General features: G+C 25.3%; 19 protein-coding genes and 1 pseudogene. 15 read left to right on the top strand and 5 right to left on the bottom strand.

Going from position 1 to position 22,005, the window contains the following annotated elements; genetic code table 11:
* The first annotated feature begins 712 nt into the window (after positions 1-712).
* The 4 genes from JOC62_RS12920 to JOC62_RS12905 all read left to right on the top strand — a co-directional run bounded on the left by JOC62_RS12920 (position 713) and on the right by JOC62_RS12905 (position 6,471).
* Positions 713-1,084: an RrF2 family transcriptional regulator gene (locus JOC62_RS12920; RefSeq protein ID WP_204595697.1), complete on the top strand. Its 372-nt coding sequence runs from the start codon at positions 713-715 to the stop codon at positions 1,082-1,084.
* A gap of 306 nt (positions 1,085-1,390) precedes the next feature.
* Entirely contained in the window at positions 1,391-2,707 is a 1,317-nt protein-coding gene (locus JOC62_RS12915; protein ID WP_204595696.1) for a glycosyltransferase family 2 protein, read from the top strand.
* A gap of 168 nt (positions 2,708-2,875) precedes the next feature.
* A complete protein-coding gene (locus JOC62_RS12910) occupies positions 2,876-3,310 on the top strand; it encodes a hypothetical protein (RefSeq protein ID WP_204595695.1) in 435 nt (144 codons plus the stop codon).
* A 254-nt stretch (positions 3,311-3,564) separates the two neighbouring features.
* The gene (locus tag JOC62_RS12905) at positions 3,565-6,471 is read left to right on the top strand and encodes an RCC1 domain-containing protein (protein WP_204595694.1); all 2,907 of its coding nucleotides are present in this window, start codon (positions 3,565-3,567) and stop codon (positions 6,469-6,471) included.
* A 37-nt stretch (positions 6,472-6,508) separates the two neighbouring features.
* Here JOC62_RS12905 and JOC62_RS12900 read toward each other — a convergent pair whose 3' ends face one another.
* Positions 6,509-6,880 carry a hypothetical protein gene (locus JOC62_RS12900; protein ID WP_204595693.1) on the bottom strand — a complete coding sequence of 124 codons (372 nt, stop codon included), beginning with the start codon at positions 6,878-6,880 and terminating at the stop codon, positions 6,509-6,511.
* Positions 6,881-7,126: 246 nt separating this feature from the next.
* Here JOC62_RS12900 and glmU point away from each other — a divergent pair.
* From glmU to JOC62_RS12865, 7 genes and pseudogenes are all read left to right on the top strand, one after another.
* A pseudogene (gene glmU, locus JOC62_RS12895) lies at positions 7,127-8,424 on the top strand (bifunctional UDP-N-acetylglucosamine diphosphorylase/glucosamine-1-phosphate N-acetyltransferase GlmU).
* A 123-nt stretch (positions 8,425-8,547) separates the two neighbouring features.
* Complete coding sequence (locus JOC62_RS12890) at positions 8,548-9,312, top strand: EAL domain-containing protein (protein ID WP_204595692.1); 765 nt, start codon at positions 8,548-8,550, stop codon at positions 9,310-9,312.
* A gap of 1,235 nt (positions 9,313-10,547) precedes the next feature.
* Positions 10,548-11,693: a leucine-rich repeat domain-containing protein gene (locus tag JOC62_RS12885; RefSeq protein WP_204595691.1), complete on the top strand. Its 1,146-nt coding sequence runs from the start codon at positions 10,548-10,550 to the stop codon at positions 11,691-11,693.
* Positions 11,683-11,895 carry a hypothetical protein gene (locus JOC62_RS12880; protein ID WP_204595690.1) on the top strand — a complete coding sequence of 71 codons (213 nt, stop codon included), beginning with the start codon at positions 11,683-11,685 and terminating at the stop codon, positions 11,893-11,895. Before JOC62_RS12885 ends, JOC62_RS12880 begins: the two co-directional genes overlap by 11 nt.
* 93 nt (positions 11,896-11,988) lie before the next feature.
* A complete protein-coding gene (locus JOC62_RS12875) occupies positions 11,989-12,183 on the top strand; it encodes a hypothetical protein (RefSeq protein ID WP_204595689.1) in 195 nt (64 codons plus the stop codon).
* Positions 12,184-12,469: 286 nt separating this feature from the next.
* On the top strand, positions 12,470-12,847 hold the full coding sequence (locus JOC62_RS12870) for a YxeA family protein (RefSeq protein WP_204595688.1): 378 nt from the start codon (positions 12,470-12,472) through the stop codon (positions 12,845-12,847).
* Between the two features lie 645 nt (positions 12,848-13,492).
* Positions 13,493-13,705 (top strand): hypothetical protein, encoded by a 213-nt coding sequence (locus JOC62_RS12865; protein WP_204595687.1) that lies wholly within the window; start codon positions 13,493-13,495, stop codon positions 13,703-13,705.
* A gap of 611 nt (positions 13,706-14,316) precedes the next feature.
* On the opposite strand, the gene JOC62_RS12860 is transcribed toward JOC62_RS12865, so the two are convergent.
* Positions 14,317-14,568, bottom strand: coding sequence for an AbrB/MazE/SpoVT family DNA-binding domain-containing protein (locus tag JOC62_RS12860; RefSeq protein ID WP_204595686.1), 252 nt, complete (start codon positions 14,566-14,568; stop codon positions 14,317-14,319).
* A 435-nt stretch (positions 14,569-15,003) separates the two neighbouring features.
* Here JOC62_RS12860 and JOC62_RS19370 point away from each other — a divergent pair, with 435 nt between their 5' ends.
* The 3 genes from JOC62_RS19370 to JOC62_RS12850 all read left to right on the top strand — a co-directional run bounded on the left by JOC62_RS19370 (position 15,004) and on the right by JOC62_RS12850 (position 18,577).
* Entirely contained in the window at positions 15,004-15,129 is a 126-nt protein-coding gene (locus JOC62_RS19370; RefSeq protein WP_279381519.1) for a hypothetical protein, read from the top strand.
* A 666-nt stretch (positions 15,130-15,795) separates the two neighbouring features.
* Positions 15,796-16,563, top strand: coding sequence for an ABC transporter ATP-binding protein (locus JOC62_RS12855; RefSeq protein WP_204595685.1), 768 nt, complete (start codon positions 15,796-15,798; stop codon positions 16,561-16,563).
* Entirely contained in the window at positions 16,553-18,577 is a 2,025-nt protein-coding gene (locus JOC62_RS12850; protein ID WP_204595684.1) for an FtsX-like permease family protein, read from the top strand. Before JOC62_RS12855 ends, JOC62_RS12850 begins: the two co-directional genes overlap by 11 nt.
* Before the next feature lie 221 nt (positions 18,578-18,798).
* Here the strand turns inward: JOC62_RS12850 and JOC62_RS12845 are convergent, their stop codons facing one another.
* The 3 genes from JOC62_RS12845 to JOC62_RS12835 form a co-directional block, all read right to left on the bottom strand.
* Positions 18,799-19,671: an Rpn family recombination-promoting nuclease/putative transposase gene (locus tag JOC62_RS12845; protein WP_204595683.1), complete on the bottom strand. Its 873-nt coding sequence runs from the start codon at positions 19,669-19,671 to the stop codon at positions 18,799-18,801.
* Positions 19,672-20,154: 483 nt separating this feature from the next.
* Positions 20,155-20,652, bottom strand: a complete 498-nt coding sequence (locus JOC62_RS12840; protein WP_204595682.1) for a hypothetical protein — start codon at positions 20,650-20,652, stop codon at positions 20,155-20,157.
* Positions 20,653-20,663: 11 nt separating this feature from the next.
* Positions 20,664-21,575: a hypothetical protein gene (locus JOC62_RS12835; protein ID WP_204595681.1), complete on the bottom strand. Its 912-nt coding sequence runs from the start codon at positions 21,573-21,575 to the stop codon at positions 20,664-20,666.
* Between the two features lie 270 nt (positions 21,576-21,845).
* Here JOC62_RS12835 and JOC62_RS19475 point away from each other — a divergent pair.
* On the top strand, positions 21,846-22,005 hold a 160-nt coding region (locus tag JOC62_RS19475; protein WP_423883052.1), incomplete at its 3' end, for a hypothetical protein.

Here is a 22,005-nt window from a genome sequence, read left to right as displayed (position 1 = left end):
TGAAACAGAATCAATCAATATAGAATTAAATTTTTATATTGATATTAGAAATGAATGTATAAATACAACATATAAAAATGATAGTCTAAAAACAATTAGCCTCCGACATGTCGGAGGCTTTTTTATGTATATTTAATTCACTCAATTTAAAGGTCAGTAGATTCCTGCTATTTATTCATATTTTGATAAGAAATTTTTTAGGTTTATTTTACAGTTTATCTTTTGAGGATATCCTTACTCTAATATAATCTTTAATTAAAGAAATCGTTTTTTTATTTACTATCTTTCGATTTATCAATAAATAAAATTCATAAAAAGATAGTAATTTATCTCATCCCTAACCTTTTGGAACGGTTTCGCTATCTTTATTATAGTAAATTCATTTAGGAGGTACGATATGGACAGTTTTTCTACTGAAATAAATCTAGCTATATTTTCAATTTATAATTTAGCAATTATTCTATTATTAATACTTAACCCTGCATATTATATTACTATTTAATCCATGTTCTATGCAGTTAAATTAATGTATAACTTTAATTTATAATTATATAAATTAAAGTTATTTTACACTTTTAGATACTTTGAATATAATTGCTTTAGCCTTAAAGTTTACATTACCCGTATATTATTGATGATTTTATTGTCAACTAATTTATTTTTTAGTTTAGAGTAGTTACACATTAAGGAAAGGAGAAAAATTTTACAAAATATGAAGCTAAGAAAAGAAACACAGTATTCAATTAAGGCAATTAGAATTTTACATAAAGAAAATGGAAGATTATTACAGGCTAAAGAAATTGCAGAAGGAGAAAATATACCGGTTAAATTTTTATATCCAATATTAAGAAAGTTAAGCAAAGAAAAGTTGGTTATTATAGAAAGAGGTATAAATGGGGGCTATATAGCTACTAAAAAATTGGACAGTTTTACATTATATGATTTATTAGTTCTTATGGAAGGTGATATATCATTAAATTTTTGTACATCAGGTGAAAATTGTAATGTTTCAGATGTATTTGCTCAAATCGATAATGGTATAAAGATAGCATTAAGGAATATTAAACTTATTGATATTCTTTAGTGGAATATTTATACATTATACAAATAGAATGGAGGGGTAAATTGAGAGAATTATTTATGTTTATGTTAGGTGTAATGTCTTTAGTAATGGCTCTTTTTCTTTCTGTAAGTAAGCCTTAATTTTAAATATTTTAAATTAGGGATTTTGGGAAATGGAGAGTTAGTAATTTTATGATCAATAAAAATATCTATAATTTTTTAAATTTTATAATAGCGTTTAGTACAATTATTTTATGTCAATACATTTTATTTAGCTTTATAAAAATTATTTACAAAACTTAATAATTAAATTTTCAAGGGGGATAACATGGAACAAATTTTTAAAATATTTCTAAACTGTTTAGTTATATTTATAGCATTTCAATTATTATTTTATACTGGGTTAGCTTTTTGGGGATTAAAAAAGCCAAAAAGAGAATATAGCATTAAGGATGATCAGCTATCATTTTTATTTTTAATACCGGCATGCAATGAGGAAAATGTAATAGAAGATACGTTGAAAAATTTAAGGATGCTAAATTATGATAGAAATTTATTTGATATTGTAACATTAGTAAACAATTCAAAAGATTCAACTTATGAAAAGAGTAATGCTTTAGGGGTTAAGACACTAGATATTAAATTCGGTGCTAATGAACCTAAAGGAAAGCCATATGTATTACAAAAGTATTTTGATAATAATATAGAATGGAAAAATTATGATTATGTAGTTATATTAGATGCTGATAATATTATTTCTTCATCATATTTAAAAGAAGTGAATTCGCAGATATTATGTGAAAGATATAAAAATGAAAACATTATATGTGTTCAAGGATATTTAGGAATAAAAAATATTACTTCAAGTTTAGTTTCAAGTGGATATTCAGGTTCATATTTCTTTGCCAATAGAGGAGTTCAATATGCAAAACACAGATTAGGATTAAATCCTGCAATTGGTGGAACGGGTTTTGTTTTAAAGAGTGAATACATAAAAGAAAAAGGTTGGAATCCTAGAAGCTATACAGAAGATTTTGAATTGCAAGTTGAATTAGCAATTGAGGGCGAGCGTTCTCTTTGGAATCATTTCGCAAGAGTATATGATGAAAAGCCAGTTACAGTAAAAGCAAGTCATAAACAAAGAACTAGATGGTGCCAAGGGCATTGGTACGTAGCTATAACTAAAACACCTAAACAGTTATTAGGGTTATTTAAATCAACTAGTTTAAGGGATCTAATGAATAGATTTGAAGTATTCTTGTATTCATATACAATGAGTAGAACTATTGTTTTATCGTTTATATTAAGTTTGGCAATATTCGTACCATTTGTTAGACAGTTTTTACCTTCAGTATGGTCATGGCTACTTATATGGATGATTTGTCAGGTATGTAATTACTTTATATTCCCGATATATTACATATTAAACGAAGGTAAATTAGCATTTTCAGAACAATTTTCTGTAGGTGAAAAGATTAAGAATTTTATTCAAATATATGTTGGATTTTTCTATACATCAATAATATACATAGCAGCTCAATTAGTTGGTTTTTTCACTGCATTTAGACCACAAAATAACTGGGTAAAAACATCACATGCTATGACTGAAGATGATGTTGTTTGGCACGACGAAGATGTTATTTAGTACAAAATATAAGGTTAGGAGGAGTTATGTTGGGTGGGGAAAATTAAAGCTATGATAGTAAAAAAGTATAGTGTAATTATTTAGTTTAGTATACTCAATGTCTACCAGATTAGGTTATATTCAAGAATTGTTGGCATTTAATTAAAATATATATTTAGGAGTTTAAAAATGAAAAAAATTATTGTAAGAAATATATTAATTGTAATAGTTATAATTGGTGTCTCTGTATTAGGTTATAACATTTACAAATTTAAAAGTACACAAGATACAAAGTCTAATACACATTCATCAACAAGTGAAAGTGTAGATAAAAATACATTAGATAAAGCATCATCAAATGATAAAAAGGAGCTGGCAAAAGACCCGAAGGATGAATCTAAAAAAATTGATAGATCTAAAACTGTTGATGCAAATAAGGTAGAGGAAGTTATTATGAAGAAGCTTCCTAAGGGAACTATAACCAATTTAGAATTTAAAAATGATTCTAAGAATCCTCATTATGACATTAGTGTCCTTAGCGAGGGGTTTAAGTATGAATTTGAGATTTTATTAAAGGATGGTTCTATTAAAGAAATTAAAAAAGAAAAAATAGAAATGAAATAGTAATTAAAAGATAAATTTAAGGTATCTATATAAACATATACTTTAAATTTATACCACCAATATATTTTTTATGTTGGTGGTGTAAACTTAGTTACAAGGTCTTGAAAAAGCTAATTTAATACAAATATATAAACTGGATATACGGTAATAAAATTAAGTAGAAAACCTTATAATTCAAAAATAATTTCTTGTTTTGGAGAAGCTATTTTTGAATTATAAAAATTCAAATTAAATTAGGAAAAGGATGTTTTTATATGAGAAAACAAGCAATAACATTATTAATTCTAGGAGCAATAACATCACAGGTATTTGTTCCAACTACAGTAGTATTCGCAGATACTATGAATACTACTAATAAAAATATTACAAAAGTTTCGAAGGATACTTCGGTTAAATCAAATACTGCTAATGTATATACAGATTCAGCAATGACTCAAGAATTAAAAAATCCAAATCAATACATTTATCCAAAGGAAGTAACATTAAACTTTAATGGAACAGCAACATTAGATGGAAAGACAATAACATCAGGAACAAAAGTAACAGATGCAGGAGTTAATATATTAAAGGTATCAAATGGAAGTGAAAATAAAACTTATAACTTCAGTGTTATTAACAATATAAATGGTAGAGATATAGTATCAGTATCAGTAGGAGACGATAGTAGTGCAGCAGTAGATAGTGACGGGAATCTGTATACATGGGGAGGTAACTATTATGGGCAATTAGGAGATGGAACAACAACTAGAAGATGTGAACCGGTAAAAATAAATGGAAAAGGTGCCATAAGAGAAGACACAAAAATAGTATCAGTATCCACGAACGGACATGGTACTTTAGCAATAGATAGTGAAGGAACCATATATGCATGGGGATATAACCATTGTGGGCAATTAGGAGATGGAACAACAACTACAAGATATGAACCGGTAGAAATAAATGGAAAAGGTGCCATAGGGGAAAATACAAAAATAGTATCAGTATTCATTGGATATGTTAACTCAAGTGCAATAGATAACAAGGGGAACTTATATACATGGGGGAGTAATAATTATGGAGAATTAGGAGATGGAACAACAACTACAAGATATGAACCGGTGAAAATAAATGGAAAAGGTGATATAGGGGAAAACACAAAAATAGTATCATCATCAACAGAAGGAGATGGTATTCAAGGGCATAGTGTAGCAGTAGATAGTGACGGGAATCTGTATACATGGGGGAATAATAATTATGGGCAATTAGGAGATGGAACAACAACTACAAGATATGAACCGGTAGAAATAAATGGAAAAGGTGCCATAGGGGAAAATACAAAAATAGTATCAATATCCACGAGCATATTTAATACTTCAGCAATAGATAGTGAAGGAACCATATATACATGGGGATTGAATAAGTATGGAGAATTAGGAGATGGAACAAGAACTAGAAGATATGAACCAGTAAAAATAAATGGAAAAGGTGACATAGGCGAAGACACAAAAATAGTATCAATATCCGTATCATCATATGCAAGTGAGGCGGCGAATGTAGCGGCAGTAGATAGTGAAGGAAATCTATATACGTGGGGATTTAATGATTACGGAGCATTAGGAAATGGATTCAATGGACCGGGTAGAGATATACCAAAAAAAATAAATGGAAAAGGTGATATAGGTGAAGACACAAAAATAGTATCAGTATTCATGGGAGGAACGGTTTGTAGTGCGGTAGATAGTGAAGGAAATTTATATACTTGGGGAAAAAATGGTGATGGAGAATTAGGAGATGGAACAACAACTTCAAAATATAGTCCGATAGAAACATTATTAACTATTGATTATGATAATATAACAAGACGAGAAGATACCAATAATTTCTATTTTGATATTAAGGTTCCAAATGTTAATTCAGCAATTAGATTAGCTTATAAACTTGAAGGTTATTCAGATGTTAAATATGTTTCTGTTACTAATGAAACCGCTACAATAATAGTTCCAAAGACTACTAAATCTAAGACAATTCATTTTGAATTAGGTGCAAATATAAATGGTAAAGATTCTATTGTTAATAATATAAATAATTCAGTTACCTTATCATTAAAAGCAAATACTCCTCCAGTAATAACAGCTGAAAACAAGAAAATAAAGGTTGGAGATAAGTTTAATCCATTAGATGGGGTAACGGCTAATGATAAAGAGGATGGAAATATTACTAAAGATATTAAAGTAATTGAAAATACAGTAGATACAAGTAAAGCTGGTACTTATACAGTGAAATATGAAGTAACAGATAGTGTGGGAGAAAAATCAACTAAAACAATAACTGTAACAGTTGAAGCTGTAGCTAAAGAAAATGAGGCTATAAGTAAGTTAGCATACTTTAAATCATATGGAATTATTTTTGAAGGGGAAACTTCAGGAGATGAAAAATATGATAATACTGTAAGAAAGGATTTAGTTATTAAAGATAAAGATGGAACTGTGAAGCTTAAAAAGGATATTGTAAGTACTAACTGGTATAGTAATGGCTACTCAGGTTTCCAAGCAATTTTAACTACAAAAGATATATCAGATATTGGAGGGATTGAAAATGCTAAGATTGAAATAGAAGTTAATTATAAAGGAACTGTTAAAAACTATGATTTTAAGACAGCTAAACCATCTGGCGGTGGTGGTGGCGGAAAAGTAGTACCTACTCCACCTAATGTACCTCCAGCAATAAAACCTGGAACTGACTTAGGTTGGCAATCAAAGTATTACTATATACAAGATTTACCTAAGATTGAATATGGAAATAGTGTAATTCAATTTATTGTTAAGAAAGATAGAAATATTGTATTAACTAACACACTAAACGATTCAGGATTTAATATACGTTCATATTATAAAACTAATGCAGATCAATATGTTTTAGATGTTGTTGTGAAGGTTAAAGATTTTAATATGAGTGATTCTCAAAATAATGTGTTTGAAGTTAAAAAGAAAGATGGACAAGTTGTCTATACTGGAAAAGTGGCAACTTTTGCAGATGGAGTATTTGAAGATGCAGCACCTAAATCAGCATTACAGGTTATAGTTCCAAAGGAATATAGTAATGATGACTATTCAGTTGACATAGTTATAAAAGATAAAAATAATGTTGAAAAGGCTAGATTTACAGCACCTAAATTCTCTTAAGACAAGCTATATATAAGAAATTATCTGATTAATATAATCAGATAATTCCTTTAATAATATATAGAGCAAAGATAATTGTTGGTATTAGTAAAATTATGAGTAGATGAAAATATTGATCTAAAATTGAAAGGTTTTCTTGTATAGGTACTATATCAGGATGTATTATTCTAACTAATTCCCAATCAGATTCATTATAAATATTAGGCGATTTTATATTTTTATAATGACGTTTTTGAGGATTAAATTTAGGTTTATACTTATCTATTAAATAGGCGCTAATAGAATAAGCATCTATCTCATAATTTACTTTTACTGATTCTATTTTATAAGTACATAAAATAATATCATCAGTAAGTATACTATGTTCATCTTTAAAATAATCCTTTATATAGTTACTTAATCTTATCAATTTACCTACATAAATAACTTCATCATACTCATTTAAACATCTATACACATAGTTATTTATTATAGACACCTCCTTTAAATATAGAAGATATTATCATTATACAACACTTCCATAATTTTATAATATTATACTTTTAAAAATTGAATTTATAACTATTCTTATATATTGTGCAATATAAGAATAGTTATGAAAATAATTTGTTACTATCAAATTATTTTTAATAGTAATTAATTGAGGTGATTAAATTTGTATAAATGTGCAATAATACTTTCTGCCGGCCAAGGAACTAGAATAAAATCTAATAGTCCAAAAGTTCTACATAAGGTTTGCGGAAAAGAAATGGTTAACCATGTTATAGATAATATAAGAAAAGCTAGCATAAATGATATAAATCTTGTAATTGGGAAAGGAGCTGAGTTAGTAAAAGAAAAAACTGAAAATAAAGATGTTTCATACTCTATGCAACATGAACAATTAGGTACTGGACATGCAGTTAAGTGTTCAACTGAATTTTTAAGAGATAAAAAAGGTTGTGTATTAGTTTTTGCTGGAGATGCTCCACTAATTGATTCATTTACTATTAAGAGTTTAGTTAAACAACATAAAGAAAATAAAAATTCTGCAACACTAGTTACATCTATAGTAGAAAATCCGAAAGGCTATGGCCGTGTTATACGAGATGATAGTGATTTCGTTTTAAAGATAGTTGAAGATAAAGAGTGTAGTGATGATGAAGCTATGGTAAGAGAAATTAATTCTGCTATGTATTGCTTCGATATTGAGGATTTACTTAATGCATTAAATCATATATCAAATAACAATAATCAAGGTGAATATTATCTTACAGATGTAATTGAAATATTAAAGAACAATAATAAAAAAATAGGAGCTCTTATCACAAATTACAATGAAACAATTGGTGTGAACTCAAGGCTTCAATTAGCTGAGACAGAAAAGATTCTTAGAGATAAAATAAATAAAAAACATTTGGAAAATGGAGTTACATTAATAGATCCAGCATCAACTTATATTGGAATAGATGTAGAAATAGGAAAAGATACTATCGTTTATCCTGGTGTAATACTAGAAGGTAATACTGTAATAGGGTCAGAATGCTTATTAATGCAAAACACTAGAATAAATAACAGTAATTTAGATAATAACGTAACAGTTGAATCATCCATTATATTAGATAGTACAATTGGTAGTCAAACAACAGTAGGACCTTTTGATTATATAAGACCTGGATTTAATATAGGTTCAAAAGTGAAATAGGTAATTGTGTTGAAGTGAAGAAATCTTCTATAGGAGACGGAACAAAGGCTAGTCATTTAACTTATATAGGTGATGCAACTGTAGGAGAAAACTGTAATTTTGGATGTGGTTCTATAATTGTTAATTATTCAGATAAAGAAAAACATAACACATTTATAGGAGATTTTAGCTTTATAGGTTGTAATTCTAATTTAATTGCTCCTGTAAAAATATCTAATAATACATATATTGCTGCTGGATTTACTATAACTGAAGATGTTTTAGAATGAGATTTGGCAATAGCTAGATCTAGGCAAACTAACGTAAGTGGTGGGGCATCAAAAAAATTTAAACGTAATTTAAGACGAAAATTAACTTAATAAAAAAATAATTGGTTTAAAAAGGGGATTAAAATGAAAAAAAATGAAATTAAGAAATTAGAAATATTTTATCAGCCTAAAGTGGATTTAAAGTCAAATGAATTTATAGGAGCTGAGGCGTTAGCGAGGTTTACTGATAAAAATAATAAGCTTATAAATACTGAATCAGTAATAAGTTTAGCAGTAAATTATAAGAAGATGTGTGAATTAACAACTGCAGTAGTAAATAAAGTTTTTATAGATTTAAAATACTTAGAAAGTTTAAATAGAAAGTTAATTAATATTTCCATAAATATATCATCTGTAGAAGTTGAAAATGATAATTTAATTTCATGGATTACTAAACTATTTAATAATGATAATAAAAAATATATTAAATATATTGAATTCGAGATCACAGAACGCAATAAAGTTTCAAATTTGGAAAAGTTCCAATTAGGTATAAAATTCTTAAGAAGCCGAGGCTTTAAGGTATCTATAGATGACGTAGGTTCAGGATATAATACCATTGATGTGATACATTTTTATGATGTAAATTATATAAAATTAGATAAATCATTAATTGACTTTATATTAGAAAATACTTCAATAGAAGGTTTAAAGTACTTAGAAAAAACAATTAAATTAGCTCATTCCTTAAATATGAAGGTTATTGCTGAAGGAATTGAAGATAAGTTTACATATAAAGCTTTATATTATTTAAACTGCGACTATGGACAAGGCTTTTATATATCGAAACCATGCTCAATTAATCAGATAATAGATATATTAGCAAAAGAAGTATTTATTGTAGCTTAATTATTTTTTAGTTCATGTGATGTGATTTTAATAACTAAATTATTTTTATATTTAAATATTTAGATAATGTTTCAAATGCATTCTCAGAGGAAGAACTATTAAAAAATTGAAGATAAATTTTCATTAGATATAAATGATGATTTCGGTATATATAAAAAGTGAAGCTATGAATTATATTAAGTATATTTATCCAACTATTATATAGTGATAAAAGTATATTAGTCTAATATAAAAATGTGGGAGTATATTTATGAAAAAGAAATCTATTACATAATTATTATAGGGAGCTATAGTAATTCAAACTATATCACGGTCGGTAATAGTATTTGCAAATAATAAAATAGAATCAAAGCCATCCACGGAATCAAAGAAAAAAGCTAATGATGAACTCAATAAAAGTGATGATTAACTCAGGTTCTAATTTAAATTCAAAGGTTAACAAACAGGTAACTAAGATTATGGATATTGTAATTTTTTTAATATGTCTAATAGAGTATTAAACAGAGGTAATTACCGCGGAAGACAAGTACTTGGAGTTATCCTTCCTAAAAGATTTGACTTTAAATTTATTTAATTATGAGTCTAAGACAGAAAAGACACTAACTATTCCTAAGAATAGTTGATGAGTAAGCATAGAAAATCAAGTTGAATCAATCCCATCTATTAAGAAGGTATATAAGTGAGATTATTACAAAGGTAAAATTTATGATTGAAGCAATGTTAAAATATTACCGATATATACAGAAAATGATAATGATAATCAATTATTTAAGCAATGGGATAGTAGTGATACGAGTTTCAGTTTTATTAAAAATGGTAAAGTTCAAATATTAGCACTTAAAAAATAAAATACTTTACGAAAAATGAATGATTTTAATAATATAAATGATTATTTATTAGGATTTCATTCAGAGACATCAAGAAGACTTCAAATAATAGTTTTGTTTTTGATGGGGTAATTGATGGTCCATTTAATCTAAAAGGAAGCAAGAAAACATTTAAAGTTAAAGATAAAAATGGACAAGTAGTTCATACTGAAAATGTTGCAACATTTTCAGATGCAGTATAACCATAATATAAATCAGAATCTGTAATACAGACTAGTATTCCTTCATAATATAGAAACTCAAATTATACGGTAGATATAATTATGAGAGCTTTAGTAAATGAGGGAATAGATATATTTTCTATAAACCCATACCTGTAAATTATAGTATTTAAAAAGGAGATACCTAATGAAAAAAAGATTTTTTGGATTGGCAATAGTTTGTTTTTTATTATTTCAACTGATAACACCAAATATATCAGTTTTAGCTAGTGAAGTTAATACTGAAAATTTAAATCAAAGTACAGAGGAGAATGATGATTTTTTTATGTTTTTAAAAAAGCTATTAAATATTAATTCAGGTAGGCCAATAATAATGAAAGATTCTAATTTAAAAAAGGCATTAAATAATAAAATAGATCCCAATAGACCTAATATAAAAAATTTAACTAAGGAAGAACTTGAATCATTTAAAGAAGATTTAGATTTATCTAATTTAAATATAGAAAGTATAGAAGGTCTTCAATATTGTAAAAATTTAAAAAGATTATATTTAAATAAAAACAAAATATCAGATTTGAACCCGTTAAAGGACTTAACTAGTTTACAAACATTATCATTATCAGAAAATAATATTAAAGATTTATCAGGATTAAAAAATCTGAAAAATTTAAATCTTTTAAATTTAAGTAATAACATATTAGTTAATATAGATGAATTATATAATTTAAAAGAATTAGAAGTATTAATTTTAATGAATAATAATATTTCTGATTTAACTCCATTAACAAATTTACTTAAGTTGAATTATTTAATTTTAGGAAAAAATAAAATAACAGATCTAATTCCAATTAAAAATCTAGAGCAGTTAGAAATGTTGAACTTAGGTGATAACAATATAAGTAATATTAATGATATTAAAAACTTAAGTAAATTAGAAACTTTAATATTAGAAAATAATTTTATAGAAGATATAACTCCATTAGAAAATTTAATAGAGCTAAAAGATTTGAATTTATATGGAAATAGAATAAAGAATATTTCAGCTTTAAAAAATTTAAATAAATTAGATTACCTATATTTATCTAATCAATCAATATATGGAGGTGGTATAAATAAAAATAATTTAAAAATAAAAGTATCTAATATTATACAGGGTTTAAATAATGAATTTTTAGAACCAACTAGTACACCTGATCTTTATAGTTATGACAAAATTAAAAAAATGATAGTATTTAAAAAAACTGAAAATAATATTGAATATTACTTCAATAAAACTATAAAAGTAAATAAAATGAATGCTTATTTTAATGGAGAGGTTTATTATGACAAATAAAAAAGTATTTACAATTAAAGAGACTGAGATAATTTTAACAAATGAATTATTTGTAGAATATATATTTGAATATTTAGATAATACTGCAAAAACAATTTCAAAAAAAGAAGCGGTAGATATTATTATAGATATGTTTTTATTGAATGAATATGATGCTTTAAGAATTTATGAAGTATGGAGATATAATTTTTTAAATAATTAAATATTAAAAATAAATTGAATTTGTATAAACTTTCAAAGTATAGAAATAAATATTATTTGTAAATGAGATTGTTATTGCTTGGAGGAATAGTATATGACAAATAATCAAAAAAAAATAGTTAAATATTTAAAAAAAACATTAAAGCTAGACAGTAAGGAACTGATTTTAGATTATGATGATAATAGTGTAGTAGTAATAGATAATATTGCTAATTTTGTTATGATACTTCATTTTATTTATATGGATAGTACAATAATTTTAATTAGTGATAAAGATAAATATTTATAAATAAAAAGAAATGGGGTGAATTGAGTAAGTTTTTAAAGCTATCTAGTAAGTAAAAGTCTTCGCGTATTGTAAGAAGTTATAGTTCCAAGAGAGTTTAGTACAGATGAATATATAGTATCAATTAAATCAGAAGTTATGAGAAACAGTTTAGTAATAGTAATGATTGGAGTAAATGAGTTTGAAGGGTATCTTATAAAATTTTGATTTGTAGAAGGTCTTTAGAATAATAATTAAATAGATTTAATATATAGTATTTATAAAATTGAAAGTTTCAGGAGGAATAGCTATGAGAAAAGTAGGAATAATGTGTTTTTTACTAGTATCAATTGTATTTATAACAAATGGATGTTCAATTAAATTTAGAGAAATAGGAACTGAGAAATATTATGTGAAAATAGATGGAGGTGGTATAAAAAAAGAAAGCTTAGATAATAATACAAAAATTGTTGATTATTATTATGAATATAAAAATGTGCCAGCATATAATAGTAATGGAGAAAAAATATTAGTTAATATTAATACATTAGTAGATAAGGAATTAAAAAAAGACGCATATTTAAAAGTTAGTGTAAGAAATCCGTCTACTGAAAACACTAATGATATTCAAGGATTTGAGGAAGTAGATATATCAAAAATCCCTGAAAAAGCAAAAAATAAATTTTAAAATTAAAGGTACAGTACTACAATTAGAAATGTTCAAATATATAAAATATTTATTTAAATTTAAGGTTAATTAAAAATCAGCAGGGCTCATTAGCTTTGTTGATTTTTTATAAATATATAAAATTGCTTTATTCTTTTATTAATAAATTACTAAAGTATTGTATATTTATAATGATTTTGCCATATTTTTTAATTATTTTAAGTAAAACTTGCATACAAAAATAAACCGGAAATCAATATGTAAAAAAATAAGAATGAAGAATTGTGATATAAATAATAAAGGTATTCATTAATAAATATTTTTTAATACAAAAATTAGAACTATAAGAAAAAAATTATTTTATATATGATGCTATAAAAATAAAAATCTGTGACTCTATTTTCTATAGAAGAGGCTTTTTAGATTATTTTTAAATAGTTATATTTTAGTAATACTTTAATTGTTATTTAATAAAATATTAGTTTATGTTATAGTTCTTAAAAAAATAAGTACCTAAATATTAAAAAGAAAGTAATATTTTTAGTATTTAAACTTCAATAATTTATTTAAAAAGAATAATTATATATTGTTTTTCGATAAAATAAAATTGTTTTTGTTAAAACTATATGATAATATAATTTTAATAAACTAGAAAGGAGTAGCAATATGAAAAAGATAATATATATTTTACCATTTATATTAGGAGTTTCTTTATTTATGATAAGAGGAGGTGTACCTGATATAGTACTTGTTAATGGAGATGTTATAGAACAAGGTTTTGGGTATTCAGCTAGCGGCCTTATATTTTTTGTTATGGGTATTATTATGATTATGGTTAAAGGTTGGGTTATTCTATATCATAGATTAAAGAAGGTATGATCCATAAGGTATTAGGAGCGTCTATAGGAATAAAATATGCTTATTGCATTTGAAATTTGACTTATTAGAAGTATAAGGAGTATTGAATAGAACTTACAAAACAAAAAAATTACTTGGTTTAATAGGAGTAGATATAAATCCAAACGAAAAAGATATATTTTTAGAGAATAGAAAACTAATATTAAAAAAATATATGGTTTTCATCAAATAAATCTATATATAAAGTAAAAAACCTCACGTAATAATTTGTGAGGTTTTTTATAAGAACTATTATAAAATTATTCAAAAATACAGGTTTTAAAATTAATAATAGAAAATTGCTAAATTATAAAATAGTTAATTAAATTATAAAATATAGAGTACAATTACTGTTAAATAAATTATTACAAAAATTTGAACAAATAAAAGATATTAGATAAATGATTGGGAAGAAAAATCTAATATCTTTTAGTGATTTACGAAGCATAATTAATATAAGCGCAAATAGTACATTTATAGGGATTAAAATATATAACATATAAAGTATTTCATAAAGCCTAAATAAAAATTAAAAGAGACAGTAAAGTTTGTCTCCATAGGGATAGGAAAATGAAGATGATAGACTTTATTATTTAGATAGTAGATATTAATTTATCAATACAATTTGAACAAATATTTTTATCTTCGAAAATTATTAGAGATTTACACTCTCCACAAAAAATACAACTTACATCATATTTAGTTAAAATAAGGTTGTTATTATCTATAAAAAATGCTAATTGAGCTGCTTCTCCTGGAGGGATATCCAATAAGCTTCTGAAAGTCATAGGTAAATAGATCCGTCCTAATAGATCAACGCGTTTAATAATTTTGTTGCTTTTCATCTGAAAAACCTCCTTAGTTGTAAGTAGATAATATTAATTGTAGTAATAATATATTTATATCGTACAAAGGAATTATTAATAAATTCTTATAAAAATATGAATAAAAAACCTCAATAAGATAAAAGTCTAGAAGAATATACTTAAGTAATATTATCGTAAATGATTATTAAATACCTAAAACAAACCTCATTGCAAATATAATATTATGAAGCTAGATGTATCAAGGCTTTTAGCCTTAGTAGGATTCTAAATATAGATAGATTAAGAAATCAATTTCACCAGGATTTTAATCCTGGTGTTTTTTTATTTATAAGGAGGGATTTTTCATGAAAAATTATAGAAAGAAAAAAGAAGTAGATATATTAATAGAAAATGCTGAAAAGAAAATAGAGAAGTTTTGATACGTCAGAGGAAATAAAAGATCTGAGTGAATTTATGAGTAAGTTTTATAATTATTCAATTAGAAATTCAACGCTTATAGATAAACAATTTAAAGGAGCTATCGCAGTAGGTTTTTATGTATTTTGGAAGTCAAAAGAACTTCAAGTAAACAAGGTGTAAAGATTTTAGTTCCGATAAAACTAGGAGATACATTTAAAAAGAAATAAAGAAAATATATTAATACTCTTAAACAATATCCTCGTAAATGATTATTAATAACCTAAAAAACAAAGGAGAATTCTAAAGAATTCAAAAAACAATCACCCCAACCCCTCAAGGGGCTAAACTTCCCTCTATTTAACTCCAAATAAAGACTTTATAAAAATTATAGTAAAATGGTGGGGGAACTCCATTAAAGTTCTTAATAATCAATTTATAGATTACCTAATCAACCAATACATATAAAGTATACCATGTCGTGAAACAAGCCCCCATTAGAGATAATCCTTCTTAGTGATTTTGGAGCGGCTTTTTATATTATTTATTTTCATTTACGAGGATAGTACTTAAGATGTTAATTTTTAAAAATTTAATTGTTATTACTAAATAATTCATTAACTACCATCTTAAAAAATTATTTAGTTTTACCTTTCTTTTATCTCTTTAACAATTACTATATTTAGTTCTATTTCTTAATAAACTATTTATTTTTCTTTTAATGCTATTTTCTTGTTTTTGATATAGAAACCTTACAATTTTGTAATCTATATGAAAGATAAATAAATATGTGATTTATCTTAAATGGAATAAAGTAACATTATAAGATAAAATAAGGAGGTCTAAAATATGCAAAACATTTTAAGTGTCGAAAATATAGAAAAATATTATGGAAATAAAGATAATATAACAAAAGTACTAGATAATATTAATTTTAAAGTTGCTAAAGGTGAGTTTGTTGGAATAATGGGAGCATCCGGAAGCGGTAAAACAACATTGCTTAATTGTATATCAACTATAGATACTGTTACTAACGGAACCATTATTATTAGTGGAAAAGATATTACAAAATTAAAGTCAAAACAATTAGAAACGTTCAGAAGAAATGAATTGGGATTTATATTTCAAGACTTTAATCTACTAGATACCTTAACAGTATATGAAAATATAGCATTAGCACTAACTATACAAGATAGAAAACCGAAGGAAATAGATACTCTTATTAAAAATGTTGCAAAAAGTTTAGGCATTGAAAAAATATTAACTAAATTTCCATATCAAATATCAGGTGGTCAAAAACAAAAAGTGACCTCAGCTAGAGCTATAATAACAGATCCCTCATTAATATTAGCAGATGAACCAACAGGTTCCTTAGACTCAAAGTCAGCAAGTATACTTCTTGACTCATTTGAAAGCTTAAATAAAAATTTAGAAGCTACAATACTTATGGTAACTCATGATGCCTTTACGGCAAGTTACGCTCATAGAATTCTATTTATAAAAGATGGAAAGATATTCAATGAATTAGTTAAGGGAAAAGATTCAAGGAAAAAATTCTTTGACAAAATTATTAATATTATAGCACTTCTTGGAGGTGATAATACAGATGTATTTTAAAATTGCTTTTAATAATGTTAGGAAAAGCTTTAAAGATTACTCAATATACTTTTTAACATTAACTTTTGGAGTGTGTATATTCTATGCATTTAACTCCATAGGGGATCAAAAAGCTTTTACAGAATTAGGGTTAAGTCAGGCAGAATATATAAAAATGTTGCAAAATTTAATATCAGGAATTTCTGTATTTATATCTTGTATCTTAGGTGGATTAATTCTTTATGCTAATAATTTCATAGTTAAAAAACGTAAAAAAGAATTAGGTATTTATATGACACTTGGTATAGGGAAAAATAATATTTCAAAGATACTTACATATGAAACAACTTTAGTAGGATCTATATCTTTAATCGTAGGTCTAGGAGTAGGTATAATATTTTCTCAAGTAATATCTGCTTTTTCAGCTAAATTATTTGAAGTTCCACTAAGCAACTATAAATTCTTATTTTCATCTAATGCTATCGTAAAAACTGTGTTATATTTTGGTATAATATTTATTTTAGTCATGCTTTTTAATGCTAGTATAATTTCAAAGTATAAACTTATAGACATGTTAACAGCATCTAAAAAGAATGAAACTATGAAAATCAAAAATCCTATAATAACAACAATAATATTCTTACTATCTTTAGGATTACTAGTAGGTTCTTATGTTTTAGTAATTAAAGTTGGACTTAAACCTACAGATATAATGTTTTTATATTCAATAGTATTAGGCATTCTAGGGACATTACTTTTATTCTTTAGTTTAGCAGGATTTGTTATATATATTATTCAAAAAAATAATAATATTTACTTAAAAGGATTAAACATATTTGTAGTAAGACAAATATGTAGTAAGATAAATACTAACTTCTTATCAATGACAGTTATATGTCTTATGTTATTCTTAACAATAAGCACATTATCAACCGATTTAAGTTTAAAAAACACCTTAGAAAAAAACTTAGAGACTACAACTCCATTTGATGCTTCAATCTCTTATGAATTTGAAAAAAACAGTAAAATTAAAAATATTGATGAAGTATTAAATTCATTAGGATTTAAATTTAATTCTGATGCAGAAACTGTTTCTTATAATGAATATACTTTATCAAATTCTAATCTTGAAGAATTGTTAGAAGAAAATCTTAAAAATAAAAAACTATCATCTTATGTAAGTGATATTCCAATGATAAGTATTAGTTCATATAATAATATACGAGCTTTAACTGGAGCTAAAAAATTAACTTTGTCTGATAACCAAGTATTAATATCCTCAAATACCGATGAACTAAAATCTGCATTAAAAAAAATCATTAAAAATAATAGTAAAATAAAGTTTAATAATAAAGAATTTGAAGTTGCAAATAATTCATTAATTGGAAACGAAAAAATAATAAGTGAGGCACATGAAAATGATGTTTTAAAAACTAATACAATAACTTTAATAGTTCCTGATAATATAGTTGCTAATTTAGAGCCTTATGCAAATAAACTAGATGTGAATTTTTCTAAGAATTCAAATGAAAATCAACAGAATTTAAATGATATATTTGGATTATATAATAGGTTAGATAATACTAGCGATTATGGTTATTTAACAATAAATACTAGAAACGGATTATATGAAGAAACTACTGGTCTTATAGCTCTAATAATATTCATAGGTACATATTTAGGAATAATATTCTTAATATCAAGTGCTGCTATACTTGCACTCCAACAATTATCAGATGCTAGCGATAGTATTGAAAGATATAAATTGTTAAAAAAGATTGGTGTATCTCAAAAAAGTATAAATAAATCAATATTTACACAAATAAGTATCTATTTTGGATTACCATTAATTATATCCCTAATACACTCAGCGGTTGCTATAAAAGTTGTAAATAAATTCTTGATTATGTTTAATAAACCTGATATAGTGTCATCATCCTTAGTAACAGCTTTAATGCTAGTAATTGTTTATGGAGGATATTTTTATTCAACATATACTGGATATAAAACAATAGTAAAAAATTCTTTAAAATAAAAATAACTACCTTTCTATTATAAGTTACTTTTCTTATATTAGAATACTACTTTCTTTTGTATCAAACTGAAATCTTTGTTATCGATCTATACATTGGATTAAATCCAAACCTGAATCCATAGAAAATAGGCTATGAGCCTGTTGGAGTTACTCCCTATTTAAATTATTATATAACTAAAAATAAAATAGGAGTTCTAAAAAAATTTTAGAACTCCTATTTTTCATCTAAATTTTTTAATTTCATCTTCATTTAATCCAGTAGATTCACTTATTGTCCTTATATCAACTCCTGCAATTAAAAGCTTCCTTGCAACTTCAACACTTTTCTTTTTCTCGCCTTGTTCTAATCCTTGTTTTAATCCTTTTAGCTCCGCATTTTCCAAAGCTGATATTTCATCATATATAGCTTTTTCTCTCATGTTATATCTTTCTCTTTCTTTACTATCCATGCTTAATCTATATAACTCTGTCTTGGCTAATCTTATTCCTTCATCATTTAGTTCCAATTGTCTTACGACATTGCTTTCGGGTTCTTTTAAGAACTCTAGCCATTTTTCTAAGGCGTCTATTTTTTCTATATCATCTACATTATTTTTATTTCCTATTTCATTGAACTTAGGTAACTCTATAAAATGTATTTCTTCTATATCTGTTAATTCTTCATTTGTCGTTATTTCTTTTAACCTATATGCATTATGATATCTGTCATTATCTAAATACTTAAAGTTTAATATATTTATACATACTGTTCTTTCTAACTTATTATAGTTTTCTCTATTCTGTATTTGCTCTGAATACATCTTACTCCAGTAATATAAAGTCCTTTGTATCATATTATATTCATTCTTAACTTGTATCTCTATGTTTATATGCTCTTTATTATTTGTTATTGCCTTTATATCTAATCTACTAAATTTATCTTCTATAAATTCTTTATCTATATCATTATTTTTTATTTCAACTTCTTTTATTGGACTTATTGGCTTTATTACTGCATTTAAGAAATCTATAAGTATAGGTTTATTCTTTTCTGTTCCAAATATTTTCTTAAATATAAAATCTATTTGTGGATTTAATAACGTTCTAATTACCATATACAACACCTCTTAATTTTTTATTCTTTATATTAATTATATACTATAATCAATATTTGTATTGTCTTATTCAAAAAAACAATATATCCTTTTCCCTATTTAACTCCAAATAAAGACTTTATAAAAATTATAGTACAATGGATGGGGAAACTCCATTAAAACTCTTACAATCAATATATAAATACCAAATCAAAAAATCTATATAAAGATATACCATGTCGTGAAACAAGCCTCCATTATAGACAATCCCGATTAATGACTTGACGATTCTTTTTATATTGTTTATTTTCATTTAAGATGTTGAATTGTTAATTATTAAAACTTTGGTTGTTATTACTAAATTTTTCTTTTAAAATATATTTAAGCAACCTTTTTAGGTGTTGATAGTTTTGTCACTTTAAAAAGAGTTCTAAAGAAAATTTTTAGAACTCTTTTTATTTATCTAAATTTTTGTATCTATAACATCACTTTCAGCCATTGACTTTATTTATATTCAGGTGGATGCATTTTTTCTAAAATTTTTTTTATAAATTCATTTGGAGGATATGCAAAATTATTTTCTATTTTTTTAAAGCTAAAAACACTACCTCCATATAAACTATACTGAAAATCATATACATTTGTTTGATTATATTTAGGAACTTTTGGCGTATACGTGCAATAATATTTTATTTCGCAATCTTTAACTTTTACATCTTTATAATTTTTACCTTCCTTTTTTAAATTTTCCTTCCATTTTTCAAAATCTTTTTTTGTTGTAAAAGTTTTTACATAATTCTTATTAGAATCAGACTCTCCAATCATTCCAAATGCTTCTATTTGTCCAATCACTAATATTTCACTTGAAGGGATTCCAGCTTTTTCAGTAATAAATTTATCTATTTTTTTCTCCATATCAATCATATTAAAATGATACTTACCACAAAAATAAACTATAATGGTAACAATTATTATGCTAAGTCTTAATAATTTTTTTTTCATATTTTATACTCCTAATACGTTCCAACTTTATAAGGTTCATATTTACTTGCAAATACATTAGGTAATGCCCATGGCAATACCCAAGTTAAATTTATCATATTAGGCTTCATAACAGGTTCATCACCACTTCCCCAGTAGTATGATTGAAAAACTAATTTTGAACAATAATTAGGATTTTTAGTGCTTAATCCTGAAGTAACTCTGTAATCTATATATCTATTTTTATGATAACCTCCTGAAGAATTCCAAAATGTTCTATCAGCATAATTAGCACACTTATTAGCTATATCTCTATCTGGTATACGCCATATCTGCAACCAATTCTTTATTTCTGGTTCAGATTTTTTAACCCCTTGCTCCTCAATACCCCATAACCAATTATGCTTACTAAATTGATTATTATTGTTGCTTATTCCTGTCGCTGTCCAATTTAGAATATTCCCTCCACCAGTCATTTCTAATATATAATTATCCGTTGTTGCTATTGCTGCATGTCCTGGACTTCCTTGGACTATTATTATGTCTCCTTTTCTTAAATCACGTTCAAATCTTTCTGCATTATCCTCTTGACTACGTTTTACTCTCCTTGGTTTTTTCTTCTCACTTGGAGCATGACCTTCTCCATCTGGAAAAGCTCCAAAATTTAATACTTGATCAAACCAATCATTATAATTTAATCCCTGTCCAACTGTATTTTTCATTTCATTATATGTATTAATTCCCAATTTATAATTTTCTTCAAAAGCATTAAAAGTATATTTATTTGGATTAACTTTTCCCTTATTAACTCCATCATCATAAACTTTTTTAATAGTATTTATATCGGTATTTATGTTATCTGCAAAAGTAGTAATACCATTGAACAATAAAGCAAAACTTAGAATTAAAGTTAGTAAACTTAATTTTTTTATAAAATTCTTCATATCAATTCCCCCTTAATTTAATATTTGTTTAATTTTAAATTCCTCCCATATACAATTATTTTAAGAGGTGATTTTATGGAAAATATTTTTCAAATAGCTATAATAAACTATATTTATAGGACAACCTCTTAATATAATGATTATATCATCAAACGTTTACAAGGTAAATTTTAATAATTATTTATATTAATGGAAAAATTATAAATATTACTTAATTAAAATATAATCAACCATAAGTAAAAGGTATCAAAACTTTGTAGAAGTGAGACTATTTCAGCAGTAGATAGTGAAGGAAATCTATATACGTGGGGACATAATGCTTATGGACAATTAGGAGATGGAACTGGAACTGATAGAAATACTCCAACAAAAATAAATGGAAAAGGAGAAATCGGAGAAAATACAAAAATTATAGCTAGTTCTATGGGAG

This window comes from Clostridium sardiniense (assembly GCF_016907995.1).
Classification (GTDB): Bacteria; Bacillota; Clostridia; order Clostridiales; family Clostridiaceae; genus Clostridium; species Clostridium sardiniense.
Note: the sequence above shows the minus strand (reverse complement) of the source record. Positions and strands in the feature narration are given on the sequence as shown.